This window comes from Stenotrophomonas sp. YJH_SMC_58, assembly GCF_059369635.1.
The window spans coordinates 62,247-77,330 of sequence record NZ_JCAFSW010000010.1 but is presented as its reverse complement, the minus strand read 5'-3'; the positions used below and the strand labels follow the sequence as shown (position 1 = coordinate 77,330).

Here is a 15,084-nt window from a genome sequence, read left to right as displayed (position 1 = left end):
CCGGTCGGTTGTCCGGGTCAGGCCGCCGGCAGCGGCGGCACCGCGATCGGGTGGCCTTCCTCGTCCAGCGCGATCATCACGAAGTGGCCGCGGGTGCACAGCTTGCGCTCGCCGCTGTGCAGGTCTTCGGCGACCAGTTCCACCTCCACCTTCATCGAACTGCGGCCGACTTCGACGATGCGGCCGATGGTTTCCACCATCTGGCCGATGCGGATCGGCAGCTTGAAGTCGACCTGGTCGCTGCGCGCGGTCACCACGGTACGGCGCGAGTAGCGGGCGGCAGCCAGGAACGCGGCCTTGTCCATCCACGCCAGTGCCTGGCCACCGAACAGGGTGCCAAGGTGGTTGGTGTGGTTGGGGAAGACGATTTCGGCCATGCGCACTTCGATGGGCGGCACGGTCTCGGGGATCGGGGTCATGGGGGAGCTTCGGTGTGGGGTGCTGCGGATTCTAAGCGACCGGCGTGACGGCCATCGGAATGCACGTGCAACGGTCACCCGGCAGCGGTGCCTGCGCAGGCCGCGCCTGCAGCAGGCGTTACACTGCGCCACGCCCACTGCCAGGACCTCCCATGCCCGCCACTTCCGACCTGCTGGCCTTTGCGCTGGTTTCGCTGGCCATGGTGCTCACGCCCGGGCCGAACATGATCTACGTCATCTCGCGCTCGATCTGCCAGGGGCCGATGGCGGGACTGATCTCGCTGGGCGGAGTGGCACTGGGCTTCGTGTTCTACATGCTGTGCGCGGCATTGGGCATCACCGCCCTGCTGATGACGGTACCGTTCGCCTACGACGCGCTGCGCATCGGTGGCGCGCTGTACCTGCTGTACCTGGCCTGGCAGGCGCTCAAGCCCGGTGGCCGTTCGCCGTTCGCGGTGCGCGAACTGCCGCAGGACAGCCCGCGCAAGCTGTTCACGATGGGATTCCTGACCAATCTGCTGAACCCGAAAGTGGCGGTGATGTACCTGTCGCTGCTGCCGCAGTTCCTGCACCCGGACAGCGAAGGCAGCGTGCTGATGCAGTCGATCGTGCTGGGCTCCACCCAGATCCTGGTCAGCGTCAGCGTGAACGGCATGATCGCGCTGACCGCCGGCAGCATCGCCGGCTTCCTGGCCGCACGCCCGACCTGGCAGATGGTGCAGCGCTGGCTGATGGGCACGGTGCTGGCCGGACTGGCGGTGCGCATGGCGGTGGAAGGGCGGCGCTGATCGCGGCGTGCCCTCCAGGCGATACGCCCGGCCCCGTAATCAGAACAGTTCAGCGTGGTAGAAGCTTGGTTGTGCCGACCAGGCCTTGATATCGCCACATTGCGGCACGCTGGTGTAGTACAGGCGGATGGGTATGGCGGAGACCTTCGCACTCATCAGCATGGCGTAGGTTGCCTTGCAAACCTCGGGCGGCATGCTGAAGTCGCCTTTGCTGACGATGTTGCAGACCGCGTGGATGGGCGAGACGGTGGTCGCCACGAACACCTTGCCGCTGGCATCGATGGAAACGTTGGTCACCTTGGAATCGCAGTTCGTGCCATGGGCGAGGGGCGGACAGGCGACCAGGACGGCGAACAGTCCCCCCATCCACCCACGAAACACGGTCCTGCGGGTTGCTGTTCCAGGCACTGCAGTCTCCATTGCGACCTCCAGGGTCCATTCAGTTGCGCCACCATGGCAGGACCACGCGCACGGAAACCCGGCGCTGGGATTGTCCACGCGTCATTCCTGCAGTCGCTTCCCCTTTTCCTCCAGGCCCGGCAGGGGTACGACGCACTGCCGCCACTGGCGTCCAGCGAGAATAGCTCATCCTTCTGATGCGCAACGAAAAACCCCGGCATTGGCCGGGGTTCTTCGTTGCGACAGGCCGGGCCGGTTCGATCAGAAGTTCATGTCGAAGGCGACTTCGCCCTGCACGCCGACCTGGTAGGCCGAGACGCGGCGTTCGAAGAAGTTGGTCAGTTCCTGCACGTCCTGCAGTTCCATGAACGGCAGCGGGTTGCGCACGTTGTACTTCTTTTCCATGCCCAGCTTGGCGAAGTGCTGGTCGGCACAGTGCTGCAGGTACTGGCGCATGTCGCGGGTGGAGATGCCGGCCACGCCGCCGGACAGCACGTCCTCGGCGAACTGCACTTCGCATTCGATGGCTTCGGCCAGCATGTCGTAGACCTGCTGCTTCATCTCTTCGTCGAACAGGTCCGGTTCTTCCTCACGCACCACGCGCACCGACTCGAACGCGAACTCCATGTGCGCGCTCTCGTCGCGGAACACCCAGTTGGTGCCCGAGGCCAGGCCCGGCAGCAGGCCGCGCGAACGGAAGTAGTACACGTAGGCAAAGGCCGCGAAGAAGAACAGGCCTTCGATGCAGGCGGCGAAGCAGATCTGGTTGAGCAGGAACTGGCGGCGCTGTTCGCGGGTCTCGATGCGGGTCAGGCTCTGGATCGAGTCGATCCACTTGAAGCAGAAATCGGCCTTCTTCTTGATCGAGTCGATGTTCTCCACCGCCGAGAACGCCTTGGCGCGCTCTTCCGGATCCGGCAGGTAGTTGTCGAGCAGGGTCAGGTAGAACTGCACGTGCAGCGCTTCTTCATACAGCTGGCGCGACAGGTACATGCGCGCTTCCGGCGCATTGAGATGCTGGTACAGGTTCAGCACCAGGTTGTTGGAGACGATCGAGTCGCCGGTGGCGAAGAACGCGACCAGGCGGTGGATCAGGTGGCGCTCGCCCGGCGACATCTTGCTGTGCAGGTCGGTGATGTCGATCTGGAAGTTGATCTCTTCCACCGTCCAGGTGTTCTTGATCGCGTTCCGGTACATGTCATAGAACTGCGGGTAGCGCATCGGGCGCAGGGTCAGTTCAAAACCGGGATCGAGCAGCATCTGCTTGGGCTTGTCGGCCATGGGTGTTTCCTTGAATTCCTGGGTGAGCCGCCGGGCGTGGCCCGGCGCTACCGTGGGTGTTTTTCCGCAGCCGAGCATGGCTCGGCTCTACAGGTGCGAGGTGTTCGAGTGCCGACCAACGGTCGGCACCCACCGCGCGGTGTGTTACTGGCAGGCCTCGCAGGCTTCCGGGTTTTCCAGCGAGCAGGCGATGGCTTCGTCCGGGCTGAATACCTTGGCCGGGGCCGCAGCGCTCACCGTGGTCTTGGCGATCTTGGTGGCCGGGCGCGAACGCAGGTAGTAGGTGGTCTTGATGCCCTGCTTCCAGGCGTACATGTACATGGAGGACATCGCGCCGATGTTCGGGCTTTCCATGAACAGGTTGAGCGAGGCCGACTGGTCGATGAAGGCGCCACGTTCGGCGGCCATGTCGATCAGCGAACGCATCGGCAGTTCCCACGCGGTGCGGTAGACCTCGCGCAGCGTTTCCGGAATCTGCGCCACGCCGGCGATGGAACCTTCGGCCAGCTTGATGGCATCGCGCATTTCCGGCGTCCACAGGCCCAGCTTCTTCAGCTCGTTCACCAGGTAACGGTTGACCTGCAGGAAGTCACCGGACAGGGTTTCGCGCTTGAACAGGTTGGACACCTGCGGCTCGACGCACTCGTAGCAGCCGGCGATCGAGGCGATGGTCGCGGTCGGCGCAATCGCGATCATCAGCGAATTGCGCAGGCCGTGTTCCTTGATGCGGGCGCGCAGGGCGTCCCAGCGTGCGGTGTCTTCCGGCACCACGTTCCAGGCGTCGAACTGCAGTTCGCCACTGGCGGCGCGGGTGTCGTTGAACGACGGGTGCTTGCCACGTTCCTGGGCCAGCTCGCAGGAGGTTTCCAGCGCGTGGAAGTAGATCGCTTCGGCAATCTTCTTCGACAGGGCGCGGGCTTCGGCGCTGTCGAACGGCAGGCGCTTGCGGAAGAACACGTCCTGCAGGCCCATGCAGCCCAGGCCGACCGGACGCCAGCGCAGGTTGGCGCGGCGGGCGGTTTCGATCGGGTAGAAGTTCAGGTCGATGACGCGGTCGAGCTGGCGCACGGCCAGGCGCACGGTCTCGGCCAGCTTCTCGAAATCGAACTCGTTGTGCTCGTCGAAGTGGTTGCCCAGGTTGATCGAACCCAGGTTGCACACCGCGGTTTCATCGTTGGAGGTGACTTCCAGGATTTCCGTGCACAGGTTGGACAGGTGGATCACGTTGCCCGGACGCAGGGTCTGGTTGCTGGCGCGGTTGCACTTGTCCTTGAAGGTCATCCAGCCGTTGCCGGTCTCGGCCAGCGTACGCATCATGCGGGCGTACAGCTTGCGGGCGGAGATGGTGCGGTTGGCCTTGCCCTGGGCTTCGGCCTGCAGGTAGGCGGCCTCGAAGGCTTCGCCGAACAGGTCGGTGAACTCCGGCACGACGCGCGGATCGAACAGCGACCATTCCTGGTCGGCTTCGACGCGCTTCATGAACAGGTCCGGCACCCAGTTGGCCAGGTTCAGGTTGTGCGCGCGGCGGGCTTCGTCACCGGTGTTGTCACGCAGCTCGAGGAAGTCCTCGATGTCGGCGTGCCAGGTTTCCAGGTACACGCAGGCCGCGCCCTTGCGCTTGCCACCCTGGTTCACTGCGGCCACGGACGAATCCATGGTCTTCAGCCACGGCACGATGCCGTTGGAGTGGCCGTTGGTCGACTTGATGAGCGAACCACGCGAACGCACGCGGGTGTAGCTGACGCCGATGCCGCCGGAGAACTTCGACAGCTGGGCGATGTCGCCGTACTTGGAGTAGATCGACTCCAGCGAGTCCTGCGGCGAGTCCAGCAGGAAGCACGAGGACAGCTGCTCGTGGGTGGTGCCGGAATTGAACAGGGTCGGGCTGGACGGCAGGTAGTCCAGGTTGCCCATGCGCTTGTACAGCGCCAGGGTCTCGGACACGTCCTCGCTCAGCGCGCTGGCGATGCGCAGGAAGAACTGCTGCGGGGTCTCGATCACCTTGCGGGTGTGCGGGTGGCGCAGCAGGTAACGGTCGTACAGGGTACGCAGGCCGAAGTAATCGAAGTTCAGGTCCAGCGAGATGTCGATGGCATCGTTGAGCTTGCGCGCGTTGGTCTGCACGAAGTTCAGCAGGCGGTCGTTGATCAGGCCGACTTCATGGCCACGGCTGACCGACTGCGAGAAGGCGTAGATTTCCTGGCCCGAGACTTCCTTGGCGATGTAGTTGGCCAGCAGGCGCGCAGCCAGGCGGCCGTACTCGGGCTCTTCACCGATCAGCAGGGCGGCAGTGCGGATGGACAGTTCGTCCAGCTCGCGGGTGGTGGCGCCGTTGTACAGGCCGGAAATGGTGCGGGTGGCCACGCGCATCGGATCGACGGCGTGCAGGCCTTCGGAGGAACGCTGCACCGCGCGCACGATCTTGTTCAGGTCCACCAGTTCGGTCGTGCCATTGCGCTTGGTCACACTCATCGCGTTGGCCGTCGGCGGCGACGTCAACAGGAATTCGCTTTCCTTCTCGATGGTGGCGCTGGATTCGGTGGTCACGGCGTGTGTCCTCTTGGCGTGATTGGTGGGTGCTCGATGCATCGGGTGACGCAGCCCGGGACATGACGGCCCAGGATGGCAGGTCGGCGTCGCAGCGGATGAGACCCTGCGCCTGCCACTGCCGTTGACGATCGCGGATGGGTACCCGGGCCCCCCTGGAATTGGGGTTGCTGCGACCGACGGCCACAAGATAGTGGGGGTGATGGGGCCCGTCAACGCCAAATGTAGTGAAATTCGGCAATCCCTTGCGCCGCAAGGATCGTGCCGCCGGCGTCCGGATCAGACGCTTCAGACCTGCCGGAACCGGCTGCGCAGTCAAGCCCGAAAGGCGTCATTGCGGTGGTACAACGCACCGCGAAAACGGAACAATGACAGCTTCACATGACAGTGATGAAACTGGCTAGGGACAACCCTGTGGATAGGTGGTGGGCAGCCGGTGGGAATCCGGTGGACGCCGGGACCGCCCGCCGGGCAGCGACCCGAGGCTGCATGTGTCGGCCAGGCTGGAGCAGCGGCCGCAGGGAAACGCCGTTGCACCCTTCCCCCGATCATTGCCGGCCAGCGGCCGGCACTACCGGAATCCCAGGGTGGTCGTGCCGGCCGCTGGCCGGCAACGTACGCCCGCAGGCCCCTCACGCCCGGTGCGGGGTACCCAGGTACTCGGCGCTCTGCATTTCGATCAGGCGCGAGGCGGTACGCTCGAACGCGCCCTGCAGGCGCTGGCCGGTGTACAGCTCGATCGGCGAGGTGCTGGCGGTGCAGACCAGGTTGACGTGGCGGTCGTACAGCTCGTCGATCAGGTTGACGAAGCGGCGCGCGGCATCTTCGTTCAGGCGGTCGAAGGCGGGAATGCCGCCCAGCAGCACCGTGTTGAACTCGTGCGCGATCTCGATGTAATCCGAGGGCCCGCGCGGGCCTTCGCACAGCGCGGCGAAATCGAACCAGGCAATGCTCTTGCCACGGCCACGCACCGGGATCTTGCGGCCCTCGATCTCGATGTTGCCGGGCTTGGCCGGCTGGCCGCCGCTCAGCTCGTTCCAGCGCGTGGCCAGCCACTCATCGCTGTCGGCCGCCAGCGGTGCGCGGTATACCGGCGAGCGGGTCAGCGCGCGCATGCGGTAATCCTCGGTACCTTCGGCATACAGCTCGACGCAGAAGCGCTGCAGCAGGCCAATGGCCGGCAGGAAGCTCTCGCGCTGCAGGCCGTTGAGGTACAGGTTCTCCACTGCGGTGTTGGAGGTGGTGACCAGGGTCACGCCCTCGGCGAACAGGCGCTCCAGCAGCCGCGCCAGCAGCATCGCATCGCCGATGTCGGTGACGAAGAACTCGTCCAGCACCAGCACGCGCAGGTTGCTGCGCCATTCCTGGGCGATCTTCGCCAGCGGGTCGCTCTGGCCCTGGTGCTCGCGCAGGCGCTCGTGGACGCTGCGCATGAAGCGATGGAAGTGGGTCCGGTACTTCTGCTTGATCGGCAGCCCGTCGTAGAACAGGTCGACCAGGAAGGTCTTGCCGCGGCCGACGCCGCCCCAGAAGTACAGGCCCTTGACCGGCTCGGGCTTCTTCCAGAACGAGGACAGGCGGTCCAGCCAACCGTCCTCGGCACTGTCCAGCAGGCCCAGGTGGATGCGGTCCAGCTCGGCCAGCGCCGCATGCTGGGCCGGGTCGTTCTGCCAGTCGCCACGGGCAACCCCTTCCGCGTACCGCTGCGACGGGGTCAGTTCCACGTCGCTCATGCCGCCGCGCCCAGCCAGTGCTTGACGCCGTGGGTCAGCGCGCCGCGCAGGTCGATCAGCTTGCGGTGGAAGAAATGGCTGGTCTCGGGCATGCGCACCAGCTCATGCGGGAAATCCAGCGTGTCCAGCCACTGGTAGACGGCCTGCGGGTCGACGATCTCGTCCTGCTCGCCCTGGATCACCAGCCAGCGCGCCGGCGGTGCGATGCCATCGAAATCCCAGCGGCCGGCCGGCGGCGCGATCGAGATCAGCGCTTCGGGCTGCAGCGCGGCAGCGGCCTTCAGCGAAACGAACGAACCGAAACTGAAACCGGCCAGCCACAGGCGGTCGTCGGGGCGCTGGCTCTGCACCCAGGCAGCCACGGCCTTCAGGTCGTCCTGCTCGCCCACGCCATGGTCGAACTCACCGGCCGAACCACCCACGCTGCGGAAGTTGAAGCGCACCGTGGCGATGCCCAGCTCGCGCAGGGTGGTGGCGGTCATGGTGACCACTTTGTTGTGCAGGGTGCCGCCTTCGGTGGACAACGGGTGGCAGATGATGGCCACGATCGGCTGCACCGGCGCATCGGCCTTGGGCAGGTCGACGACCACTTCCAGCGGGCCGGCCGGGCCGTCCAGTTCAAGGCAGGCGGTTTCGCCGGGGGCAACGGGGAACAAGGGCTTGTGCATGGCACCATGATACCGTCCCCCGCCCCTGCCCTGTGCCCGCCCCATGCTCTACCTGTCTTTGGCCGTGATCTGCAGCGTGCTGGTTTCGGTGTTGTTGAAGGTGGCCGGACGCCGCCAGCTGGATGTTTCGCAGATGGTCACCTGGAACTATCTGGTGGCGGCAACGCTCACCGCCGTGGTGCTGCAGCCGCCGCTGGATTCGCTGCGCGCGCCGCACGCGCCGTGGCTGTCATTGCTGGCGCTGGCGGTGGTGCTGCCCTCGATTTTCCTGGTGCTGGGCCGCGCGGTGGCGGTGGCCGGCATCGTCCGCAGCGACGTGGCGCAGCGGCTGTCGCTGCTGCTGTCATTGGCCGCCGCCTTCCTGTTCTTCGGCCAGACTGCCACGCCGTGGAAGCTGGCCGGGCTCGGCCTGGGCCTGCTGGCGATGGTGGCGATCAGCCTGCGCCCACGCGGGCCGGTGGTCGCGTCCTCGCCCGGCGGCTGGGGCTGGCTGCTGGGGGTATGGGCTGGGTTTGCGGTGGTGGACGTGCTGCTCAAGCAGGTGGCGCTGTCCGGCACGCCGTCGATGGCGGCGGTGCTGGCCAGCTTCAGCGTGGCCTTCGTGCTGATGCTGGCGCTGCAGCTGTGGCGGCATGCGCGTGGCCGCAGCCGGCTGGCCTGGCGCAACCTGGGCGCGGGCGCGCTGCTGGGCCTGCTCAATGGCGGCAACATTCTCTTCTATGTGCACGCGCACCAGTCGATGCCGGACAGCCCGGCCACCGTGTTCGCCGGCATGAACATCGGCGTGGTGGTGCTGGGCGCGCTGGTGGGCGTGTTCGCCTTCGGCGAGGCGACCACCCGGTGGAACCGCGCCGGCCTGGCGCTGGCGGTGCTGGCGATCGGGTTGATCGCCTGGGGGTGAGCGTTGGTTGCGGCGGGCCATTTCCGCGCCCGCGGTGGGATGTCACTTTTCTTTTCGCGCGAAAAGAAAAGTAACCAAAAGAAACGCGCCGCCAGCCGCGAGCCGGTGCTGTGCACCGGTTCCCTGCGCTTCTCGGTGAATCAGGGGACGGCGCCGAACTCGCTGCGCTCAAACATCGGCGCCTCTTCGCCCCTGATTCACCTGCGATGCTCGGCTCGCTTGAAGACGGAGTGGAAGATCAAAAGCAACGGCAGGATCCGTGCCGATCAAGGTCCCGCCCAGAGCAGGTCCCCGCCGAACCTTATCTGTCGAAACCCAACAACAGCGGGTCGTGGTCGGAGCTGCGCCACGGGCCCTGCACGTTGCGGCCCTGGTAGCCGCTGGCATCCTGCTCGTCGGCGTTGCTGTGCCACTCGGCGGCACCGCGCAGGCGCTTGGCCATGCCCGGGCTCAGCAGCGCGTGGTCGAGGCGGCCGGTATAGCCGTTGTAGACGTAGCTGTAGGGATGCTCGATCTTGGCGACCTTGAACGCGTCCTGCCAGCCCAGGTCATGCAGGGTGCGGATCGGGTCTTCCATCGCGTAGGCATTGAAATCGCCGAGCAGCACCGCGTCCTTTGCACCGGTACCGGTCGGGTCGGTCTGCAGCCAGGCGTGCAGCTGCTGCGCCGAGGTCACGCGGGTGGCGTTCCAGCAGCCCTGGTTGTCGTTTTGGTCGGCGTCGGCACCGGCGGCGTCGCGGCAGCCCTTTGACTTGAAGTGGTTGGCCACCACCACGAACGGCGCGCCCTGCTTGCCCTGGAAGGCCTGCGCCAGCGGCACGCGGCTGTGCTCGACGAAGGGGCCACCGGTCAGCGTGGCCGGCTTGCCCACCGGCTGCAGGCGCGCGCTGCGGTAGATGATGCCGACCCGGATCGGGTTGTCACCGGGGCCGTTGCCCGCGTCGACAAAGCGCCAGTCGCCCTGCGCGCCACGGTCGCGGTTGAGCGCATCGACCAGTTCGGCGATGGCCGACTGCGGGCCGTAGCCGTCGTTCTCCAGCTCCATCAGCGCGGCGACATCGGCGCCCAGCGCGTTGACCGTGGTGACCAGCTTGGCCATCTGCGCCTTGTGTTCCTCCAGCGTGCGTGCGCCGCGCAGGGTCGGGAAGCCACCGCCCTGGCCGTCGCCGTTGAAGAAGTTCTCCAGGTTGAAGGCCGCCACATGCAGGTTGCCCGGCACGGTCGGCACCGCCGGGCGCTTCAGCTCCGGCAGCTTCAGCGCGCCTTCGACCTGCAGGCGCGGATGGCCATGCGCATCCATGCGCACGATGCCCTGCACATCGCGCAGCTGCATGCCGGTGCGCAGCACCGGGTTGCCCGGCAGGTAAGCCACGCTGGCCGGGTCGCGGGCATCGCTGCCATCTTCCAGCACCAGGCGGCGGCGCTGGTTGTCGGCCATCACCTGCTCATAGCCGGCAGTGCCCGGCGTGGCCACTTCGGTCGGCTGCCAGAGGCGGCCATCGAAGGCCACGGTGAGCTGGCCGAAGCGCTCCAGGCCGTCGGTACCGGCCAGGGTCAGCGGTGCGGCGATGCGCACGCGCTGGCCATCCAGTGCACGCCAGTCGGCCGGCGCGGCGGTCAGCACCACGGTGGCGCTGCTGCGCGCAGCGGAGGGCGCCGCGGCCGGTGCGGCCTGCGGCTGGGCCTGGGCAAAGGCGCCGGCCGGCAGCAGCAGGGACAGGGCAAGGGCGAGGGAACGGCGGCGCATCGGCGGGCGACTCCATGGAAGAGGCGCACAGACTAACCTTGAAATGCGAAACCCCAGCGACGCGCGCGGTTTTGGCCTTGGCCGGCAAAGCCGCCGGTGGCAGACGGAGAACGACCGCGGCGATTGGGGCGACCGGCGGGTAGAGTCGACTGTTAATCGACTATCGCGCGCAGCGCGGGCTTTTTCGGTGGCGTTGGGAAGAGCAGTCGACCAACAGTCGACTCTACCCCCGTTCCGCGGTTCCGCCATCCCGTTCGGCGGTTCCATGTTCCGACGTTTCCGACGTTTCCGCCGTTTCGCGGTTTGGCCGTCCCGGCGCCTACTTCAGGTTGCCCAGCATCCAGTCCACGGTGGCGTGGATCTGTTCCTCGGTCAGCGCCGGGTTGCCACCCTTGGGCGGCATGATGCCGCCATCCGGGCCGGTGTAGCCCTCGATGGCGTGCTTGTAGAGGGTGTCCTTGCCCTGCGCGATGCGCTTGTCCCAGTGCGAATGGTCCAGCGTCGGCGCCATGCCCACGCCGGTGGTGTGGCAGGCCGTGCACAGGTTGTCGAAGATGACCTTGCCGTCCTTGGTGCCACCGTAGGCCACCTGCGAGGCGGCCTTGGCCAGCGCGGCGGCCTTGGCCGCTGCCTGCGCGGCGGCGCCGGTGCTGCCGGCATAGACCGCGCCGGTGGGCGAAATGCGCTGTTCGGTGCGCTTGGCCGCCGTCGGCGACACCTCGGGCGGAATCCGGGTGTGGATGTAGGCGGCAAGGAGGATGAGGCCGAGGGTGATGGTCGCCAGCAGCGCGATCACCATGGAGAAGCGTTTCAGGAACTCCAGATCGTAATTCCGCACTCTTCGTTACCCCTGGCTGATAGTCGTTGGACCACGGCTGAGCGACTGCGTGATGGACCGAGTATAGAACGCGCTTTGCGTGCGACAACAGGCGTCACTGCTGGTGCGGCGCAACATGCCGGCCCGGTAGTGCCGGCCGCTGGCCGGCATCGCCATCCCGCCGGATGGATCGTGCAGAAACCGGCCAGCGGCCGGCTCTACCACGTTACCGGGCGCCGATTGCGCGCAGGCAGAAGCTGCAGATCGCATCCACCAGCGCGTCTTCGTCGCGGTGCGCTTCGCGGCTGGGTGCGGTCGGGCCGACCATCGCCTCGGTGAAGGCGCCGACCAGGCAGGCGGCGGCCACATGCGCGTCCTGCGCAGGCAGCTCACCGGCGGCCACGCCCTCCTCCACCAGCCGCAGGAACACGTCGCCGAAGGCGCGACGACCACGCATGCGCTCAGCCTCCACGTCCGGATCGACCGGTTCGACGATGAAGGCATGCGCCAGCCCCGGCCCGGCCAGGGCGCGGCGAACGAAGGCGGTGATCGCCAGCCGCAGGCGCTCGCTGGCCACCTCCGGACCACTGGCGATGCGCTCCATGATCGCGACCTCGTGGGCCACCGCGGCGTTGAGCACCTCCACGAACAGCTCGGCCTTGGACGGGAAATGGCGATAGATCAGGCCGGTGGATACCCCCGCCTGGGTCGCCACGGCGGTCACCGGGGCGTTGCGCCAGCCGCCGGTGGCGACCAGCTCACGGGTGGCCAGCAGGATCCGTTCACGGGCCCCGGCCAGGCGTTCTTCCATCAGTGCAGAGCGTTTGTAGGCCATGTTTTGATTCTGGTTTCAATTTTTGAATTTGTATTCACTTCTTATCCGAACCCCGCTACGCTGGGGTCCAATCGCCCGTGCGGGCAGCGGTCCTGCAGACCGCCGCCCGCTTTCCCGCCGGGTGCGTCCATTTCCTGCCATCCCGTCGTGGAGCCACCACAATGCACGTGCCATCCCTGAACTTCGACCTTGGCGAAGACATCGACCTGCTGCGCCAGAGCGTGGCCCATTTTGCTGCCGCCGAGGTCGCACCGCTGGCCGCCGAGGCCGATGCCAGCAACCAGTTCCCGCTGGCCCTGTGGCCGAAGCTGGGCGAACAGGGCCTGCTCGGCCTCACCGTGGAAGAAGCATACGGCGGCACCGGCATGGGCTACCTGGCCCACGTGGTGGCGATGGAAGAAATCTCGCGTGCCTCCGGCGGCATCGGCCTGTCCTATGGCGCGCACTCCAACCTGTGCGTGAACCAGCTGCGCAAGAACGGCAACGAAGAACAGAAGCAGCGCTTCCTGCCCGGCCTGTGCGACGGCAGCCTGGTCGGCGCGCTGGCAATGAGCGAGCCGGGTGCCGGTTCGGACGTAGTGTCGATGAAGCTGCGCGCCGACAAGCGCGGCGACCGCTACGTGCTCAACGGCAACAAGATGTGGATCACCAACGGCCCGGATGCCGACGTGCTGGTGGTCTATGCCAAGACCGACATGGACGCCGGCGCCAAGGGCATCACCGCGTTCCTGGTCGAGAAGGGCATGAAGGGCTTCTCCACCGCGCAGAAGCTGGACAAGCTGGGCATGCGCTCCTCGCCCACCTGCGAGCTGGTGTTCCAGGACTGCGAAGTGCCGGAAGAAAACGTGCTGGGCCAGGTTGGCGGTGGCGTGCGCGTGCTGATGTCCGGCCTGGACTACGAGCGCGTGGTGCTGTCCGGCGGCCCGCTGGGCCTGATGGCCGCGGCGATGGACGTGGTGATGCCGTACGTGCACGAGCGCCACCAGTTCGGTGAGGCGATCGGCAGCTTCCAGCTGATCCAGGCCAAGATCGCCGACATGTACGTCGGCCTGGGCGCCTGCCGCGCCTATGTCTATGCCGTGGCGCGCGCCTGCGACCAGGGCCGCACCACCCGCCAGGACGCCGCCGGTGCCATCCTGTACGCCGCCGAGAAGGCCACCTGGCTGACCGGCCAGGCGATCCAGATCCTGGGCGGCAACGGCTACATCAACGAATACCCGACCGGCCGCTTGTGGCGCGACGCCAAGCTGTATGAAATCGGCGCCGGCACCTCGGAGATCCGCCGCATGCTGATCGGCCGCGAACTGTTCCAGCGCACCCTGTAAGGCCACCGCGATGACCGTCCTGAACAGCCAGCTGCAACCGGGCAGCGATACCTTTGAAGCCAACCGCGCGGCCATGCAGGCCGTGGTTGACGATCTGCACGCCACCCTGGCGCGCACCGCGCTGGGTGGCAGCGAGGCCGCGCGCGCCAAGCACACCGCACGCGGCAAGCTGCTGGTGCGTGACCGCATCGACGCCCTGCTCGACCCCGGTAGCGCCTTCCTCGAAATCGCGCCGCTGGCCGCGCATGGCATGTACGAAGACGCCGTGCCGGCCGCCGGCGTGGTGGCCGGCATCGGCCGGGTGAGCGGCGTGGAGTGCGTGATCGTGGCCAACGATGCCACGGTCAAGGGCGGCACCTACTATCCCATGACGGTGAAGAAGCACCTGCGCGCGCAGGAGATTGCCGAACAGAACCACCTGCCGTGCATCTACCTGGTCGATTCCGGCGGCGCGTTCCTGCCGCTGCAGGACGAAGTCTTCCCCGACCGCGACCATTTCGGCCGCATCTTCTACAACCAGGCCAACCTGTCGGCGCAGGGCATTCCGCAGATCGCCTGCGTGATGGGCAGCTGCACCGCCGGTGGCGCCTACGTGCCGGCGATGAGCGACGAGACGGTGATCGTGCGCGAGCAGGGCACGATCTTCCTCGGCGGCCCGCCGCTGGTGAAGGCGGCCACCGGTGAAGTAGTGACCGCCGAGGAACTGGGCGGCGCCGACGTGCACACCCGCATATCCGGCGTGGCCGACCACATGGCTGACAACGATCTGCAGGCACTGGCACGGGTGCGTGCGATCATCGCGCAGCTGAACTGGCGCAAGCCGGAACCGGCGATGGCGGTGCAGGCCAGCGAAGAACCGCTGCTGCCGGCACACGAACTGTACGGTGTGATCCCGGCCGATACGCGCAAGCCCTACGACGTACGCGAGGTGATCGCGCGCCTGGTCGATGGCTCGCGCTTCGACGAATTCAAGCCGCGCTATGGCGCGACGCTGGTCACTGGTTTCGCCCATCTGAACGGCTACCCGATCGGCATCATCGCCAACAACGGCATCCTGTTCTCCGAGTCGGCGCTGAAGGGCGCGCACTTCATCGAGCTGTGCACCCAGCGCAACATTCCGCTGGTGTTCCTGCAGAACATCACCGGCTTCATGGTCGGCCGCAAGTACGAACAGGGCGGCATCGCCAAGGACGGCGCCAAGCTGGTGATGGCGGTGGCCTGCGCCAAGGTTCCCAAGTTCACCGTGGTGATCGGCGGTTCGTTCGGCGCCGGCAACTACGGCATGTGCGGCCGCGCGTACTCGCCGAACTTCCTGTGGATGTGGCCGAACGCACGCATCGGCGTGATGGGCGGCGAGCAGGCCGCCAGCGTGCTGGCCACGGTCAAGCGCGATGGCATCGAGGCCAAGGGCGGCCAGTGGCCGGCTGCGGAGGAAGACGCGTTCAAGGCGCCGATCCGCGACCAGTTCGAGCAGCAGGGCCACCCGTACTACGCCAGCGCGCGCCTGTGGGACGACGGCGTGATCGATCCGGCCGACACCCGCCGGGTGCTGGCCCTGGCGCTGTCGGCCAGCCTCAACGCCGCCCCGCAGCAGACGCGCTTCGGCGTGTTCCGCATGTAATCC

At 66.8% G+C, this 15,084-nt stretch carries 13 protein-coding genes; 4 read left to right on the top strand and 9 right to left on the bottom strand.

Annotated features, from left to right (window positions below; translation table 11 throughout):
• Positions 1–17: 17 nt before the first annotated feature.
• On the bottom strand, positions 18–419 hold the full coding sequence (locus AC5P68_RS14030; RefSeq protein ID WP_005407672.1) for an acyl-CoA thioesterase: 402 nt from the start codon (positions 417–419) through the stop codon (positions 18–20).
• 152 nt (positions 420–571) lie between these two features.
• Here AC5P68_RS14030 and AC5P68_RS14025 point away from each other — a divergent pair, with 152 nt between their 5' ends.
• Complete coding sequence (locus AC5P68_RS14025; RefSeq protein ID WP_005407671.1) at positions 572–1,207, top strand: LysE family translocator; 636 nt, start codon at positions 572–574, stop codon at positions 1,205–1,207.
• Between the two features lie 39 nt (positions 1,208–1,246).
• On the opposite strand, the gene AC5P68_RS14020 is transcribed toward AC5P68_RS14025, so the two are convergent.
• The 5 genes from AC5P68_RS14020 to AC5P68_RS14000 all read right to left on the bottom strand — a co-directional run bounded on the left by AC5P68_RS14020 (position 1,247) and on the right by AC5P68_RS14000 (position 7,835).
• The gene (locus AC5P68_RS14020; RefSeq protein ID WP_227416083.1) at positions 1,247–1,705 is read right to left on the bottom strand and encodes a hypothetical protein; all 459 of its coding nucleotides are present in this window, start codon (positions 1,703–1,705) and stop codon (positions 1,247–1,249) included.
• A gap of 162 nt (positions 1,706–1,867) precedes the next feature.
• Positions 1,868–2,887 (bottom strand): ribonucleotide-diphosphate reductase subunit beta, encoded by a 1,020-nt coding sequence (locus AC5P68_RS14015; protein WP_005407669.1) that lies wholly within the window; start codon positions 2,885–2,887, stop codon positions 1,868–1,870.
• Positions 2,888–3,031: 144 nt separating this feature from the next.
• Positions 3,032–5,434, bottom strand: a complete 2,403-nt coding sequence (locus AC5P68_RS14010; RefSeq protein ID WP_005407668.1) for a ribonucleoside-diphosphate reductase subunit alpha — start codon at positions 5,432–5,434, stop codon at positions 3,032–3,034.
• Between the two features lie 632 nt (positions 5,435–6,066).
• Positions 6,067–7,167, bottom strand: a complete 1,101-nt coding sequence (gene zapE / locus AC5P68_RS14005) for a cell division protein ZapE (protein WP_049403804.1) — start codon at positions 7,165–7,167, stop codon at positions 6,067–6,069.
• Positions 7,164–7,835 (bottom strand): alpha/beta hydrolase, encoded by a 672-nt coding sequence (locus tag AC5P68_RS14000; protein WP_049403805.1) that lies wholly within the window; start codon positions 7,833–7,835, stop codon positions 7,164–7,166. Before AC5P68_RS14000 ends, zapE begins: the two co-directional genes overlap by 4 nt.
• Before the next feature lie 43 nt (positions 7,836–7,878).
• On the opposite strand from AC5P68_RS14000, the gene AC5P68_RS13995 reads away from it, so the two are divergent.
• Entirely contained in the window at positions 7,879–8,736 is an 858-nt protein-coding gene (locus tag AC5P68_RS13995; RefSeq protein WP_049403806.1) for an EamA family transporter, read from the top strand.
• Between the two features lie 301 nt (positions 8,737–9,037).
• Here the strand turns inward: AC5P68_RS13995 and AC5P68_RS13990 are convergent, their stop codons facing one another.
• The 3 genes from AC5P68_RS13990 to AC5P68_RS13980 form a co-directional block, all read right to left on the bottom strand.
• Entirely contained in the window at positions 9,038–10,483 is a 1,446-nt protein-coding gene (locus AC5P68_RS13990) for an ExeM/NucH family extracellular endonuclease (RefSeq protein WP_049404814.1), read from the bottom strand.
• 319 nt (positions 10,484–10,802) lie between these two features.
• Positions 10,803–11,321: a c-type cytochrome gene (locus AC5P68_RS13985; protein WP_005407662.1), complete on the bottom strand. Its 519-nt coding sequence runs from the start codon at positions 11,319–11,321 to the stop codon at positions 10,803–10,805.
• 205 nt (positions 11,322–11,526) lie between these two features.
• Positions 11,527–12,135, bottom strand: coding sequence for a TetR/AcrR family transcriptional regulator (locus tag AC5P68_RS13980; protein WP_005407661.1), 609 nt, complete (start codon positions 12,133–12,135; stop codon positions 11,527–11,529).
• A 161-nt stretch (positions 12,136–12,296) separates the two neighbouring features.
• On the opposite strand from AC5P68_RS13980, the gene AC5P68_RS13975 reads away from it, so the two are divergent.
• Both AC5P68_RS13975 and AC5P68_RS13970 read left to right on the top strand, forming a co-directional pair.
• Positions 12,297–13,460 (top strand): isovaleryl-CoA dehydrogenase, encoded by a 1,164-nt coding sequence (locus tag AC5P68_RS13975; RefSeq protein ID WP_005407660.1) that lies wholly within the window; start codon positions 12,297–12,299, stop codon positions 13,458–13,460.
• A 10-nt stretch (positions 13,461–13,470) separates the two neighbouring features.
• Positions 13,471–15,081, top strand: coding sequence for a carboxyl transferase domain-containing protein (locus AC5P68_RS13970; RefSeq protein WP_005411924.1), 1,611 nt, complete (start codon positions 13,471–13,473; stop codon positions 15,079–15,081).
• Positions 15,082–15,084: the final 3 nt, after the last annotated feature.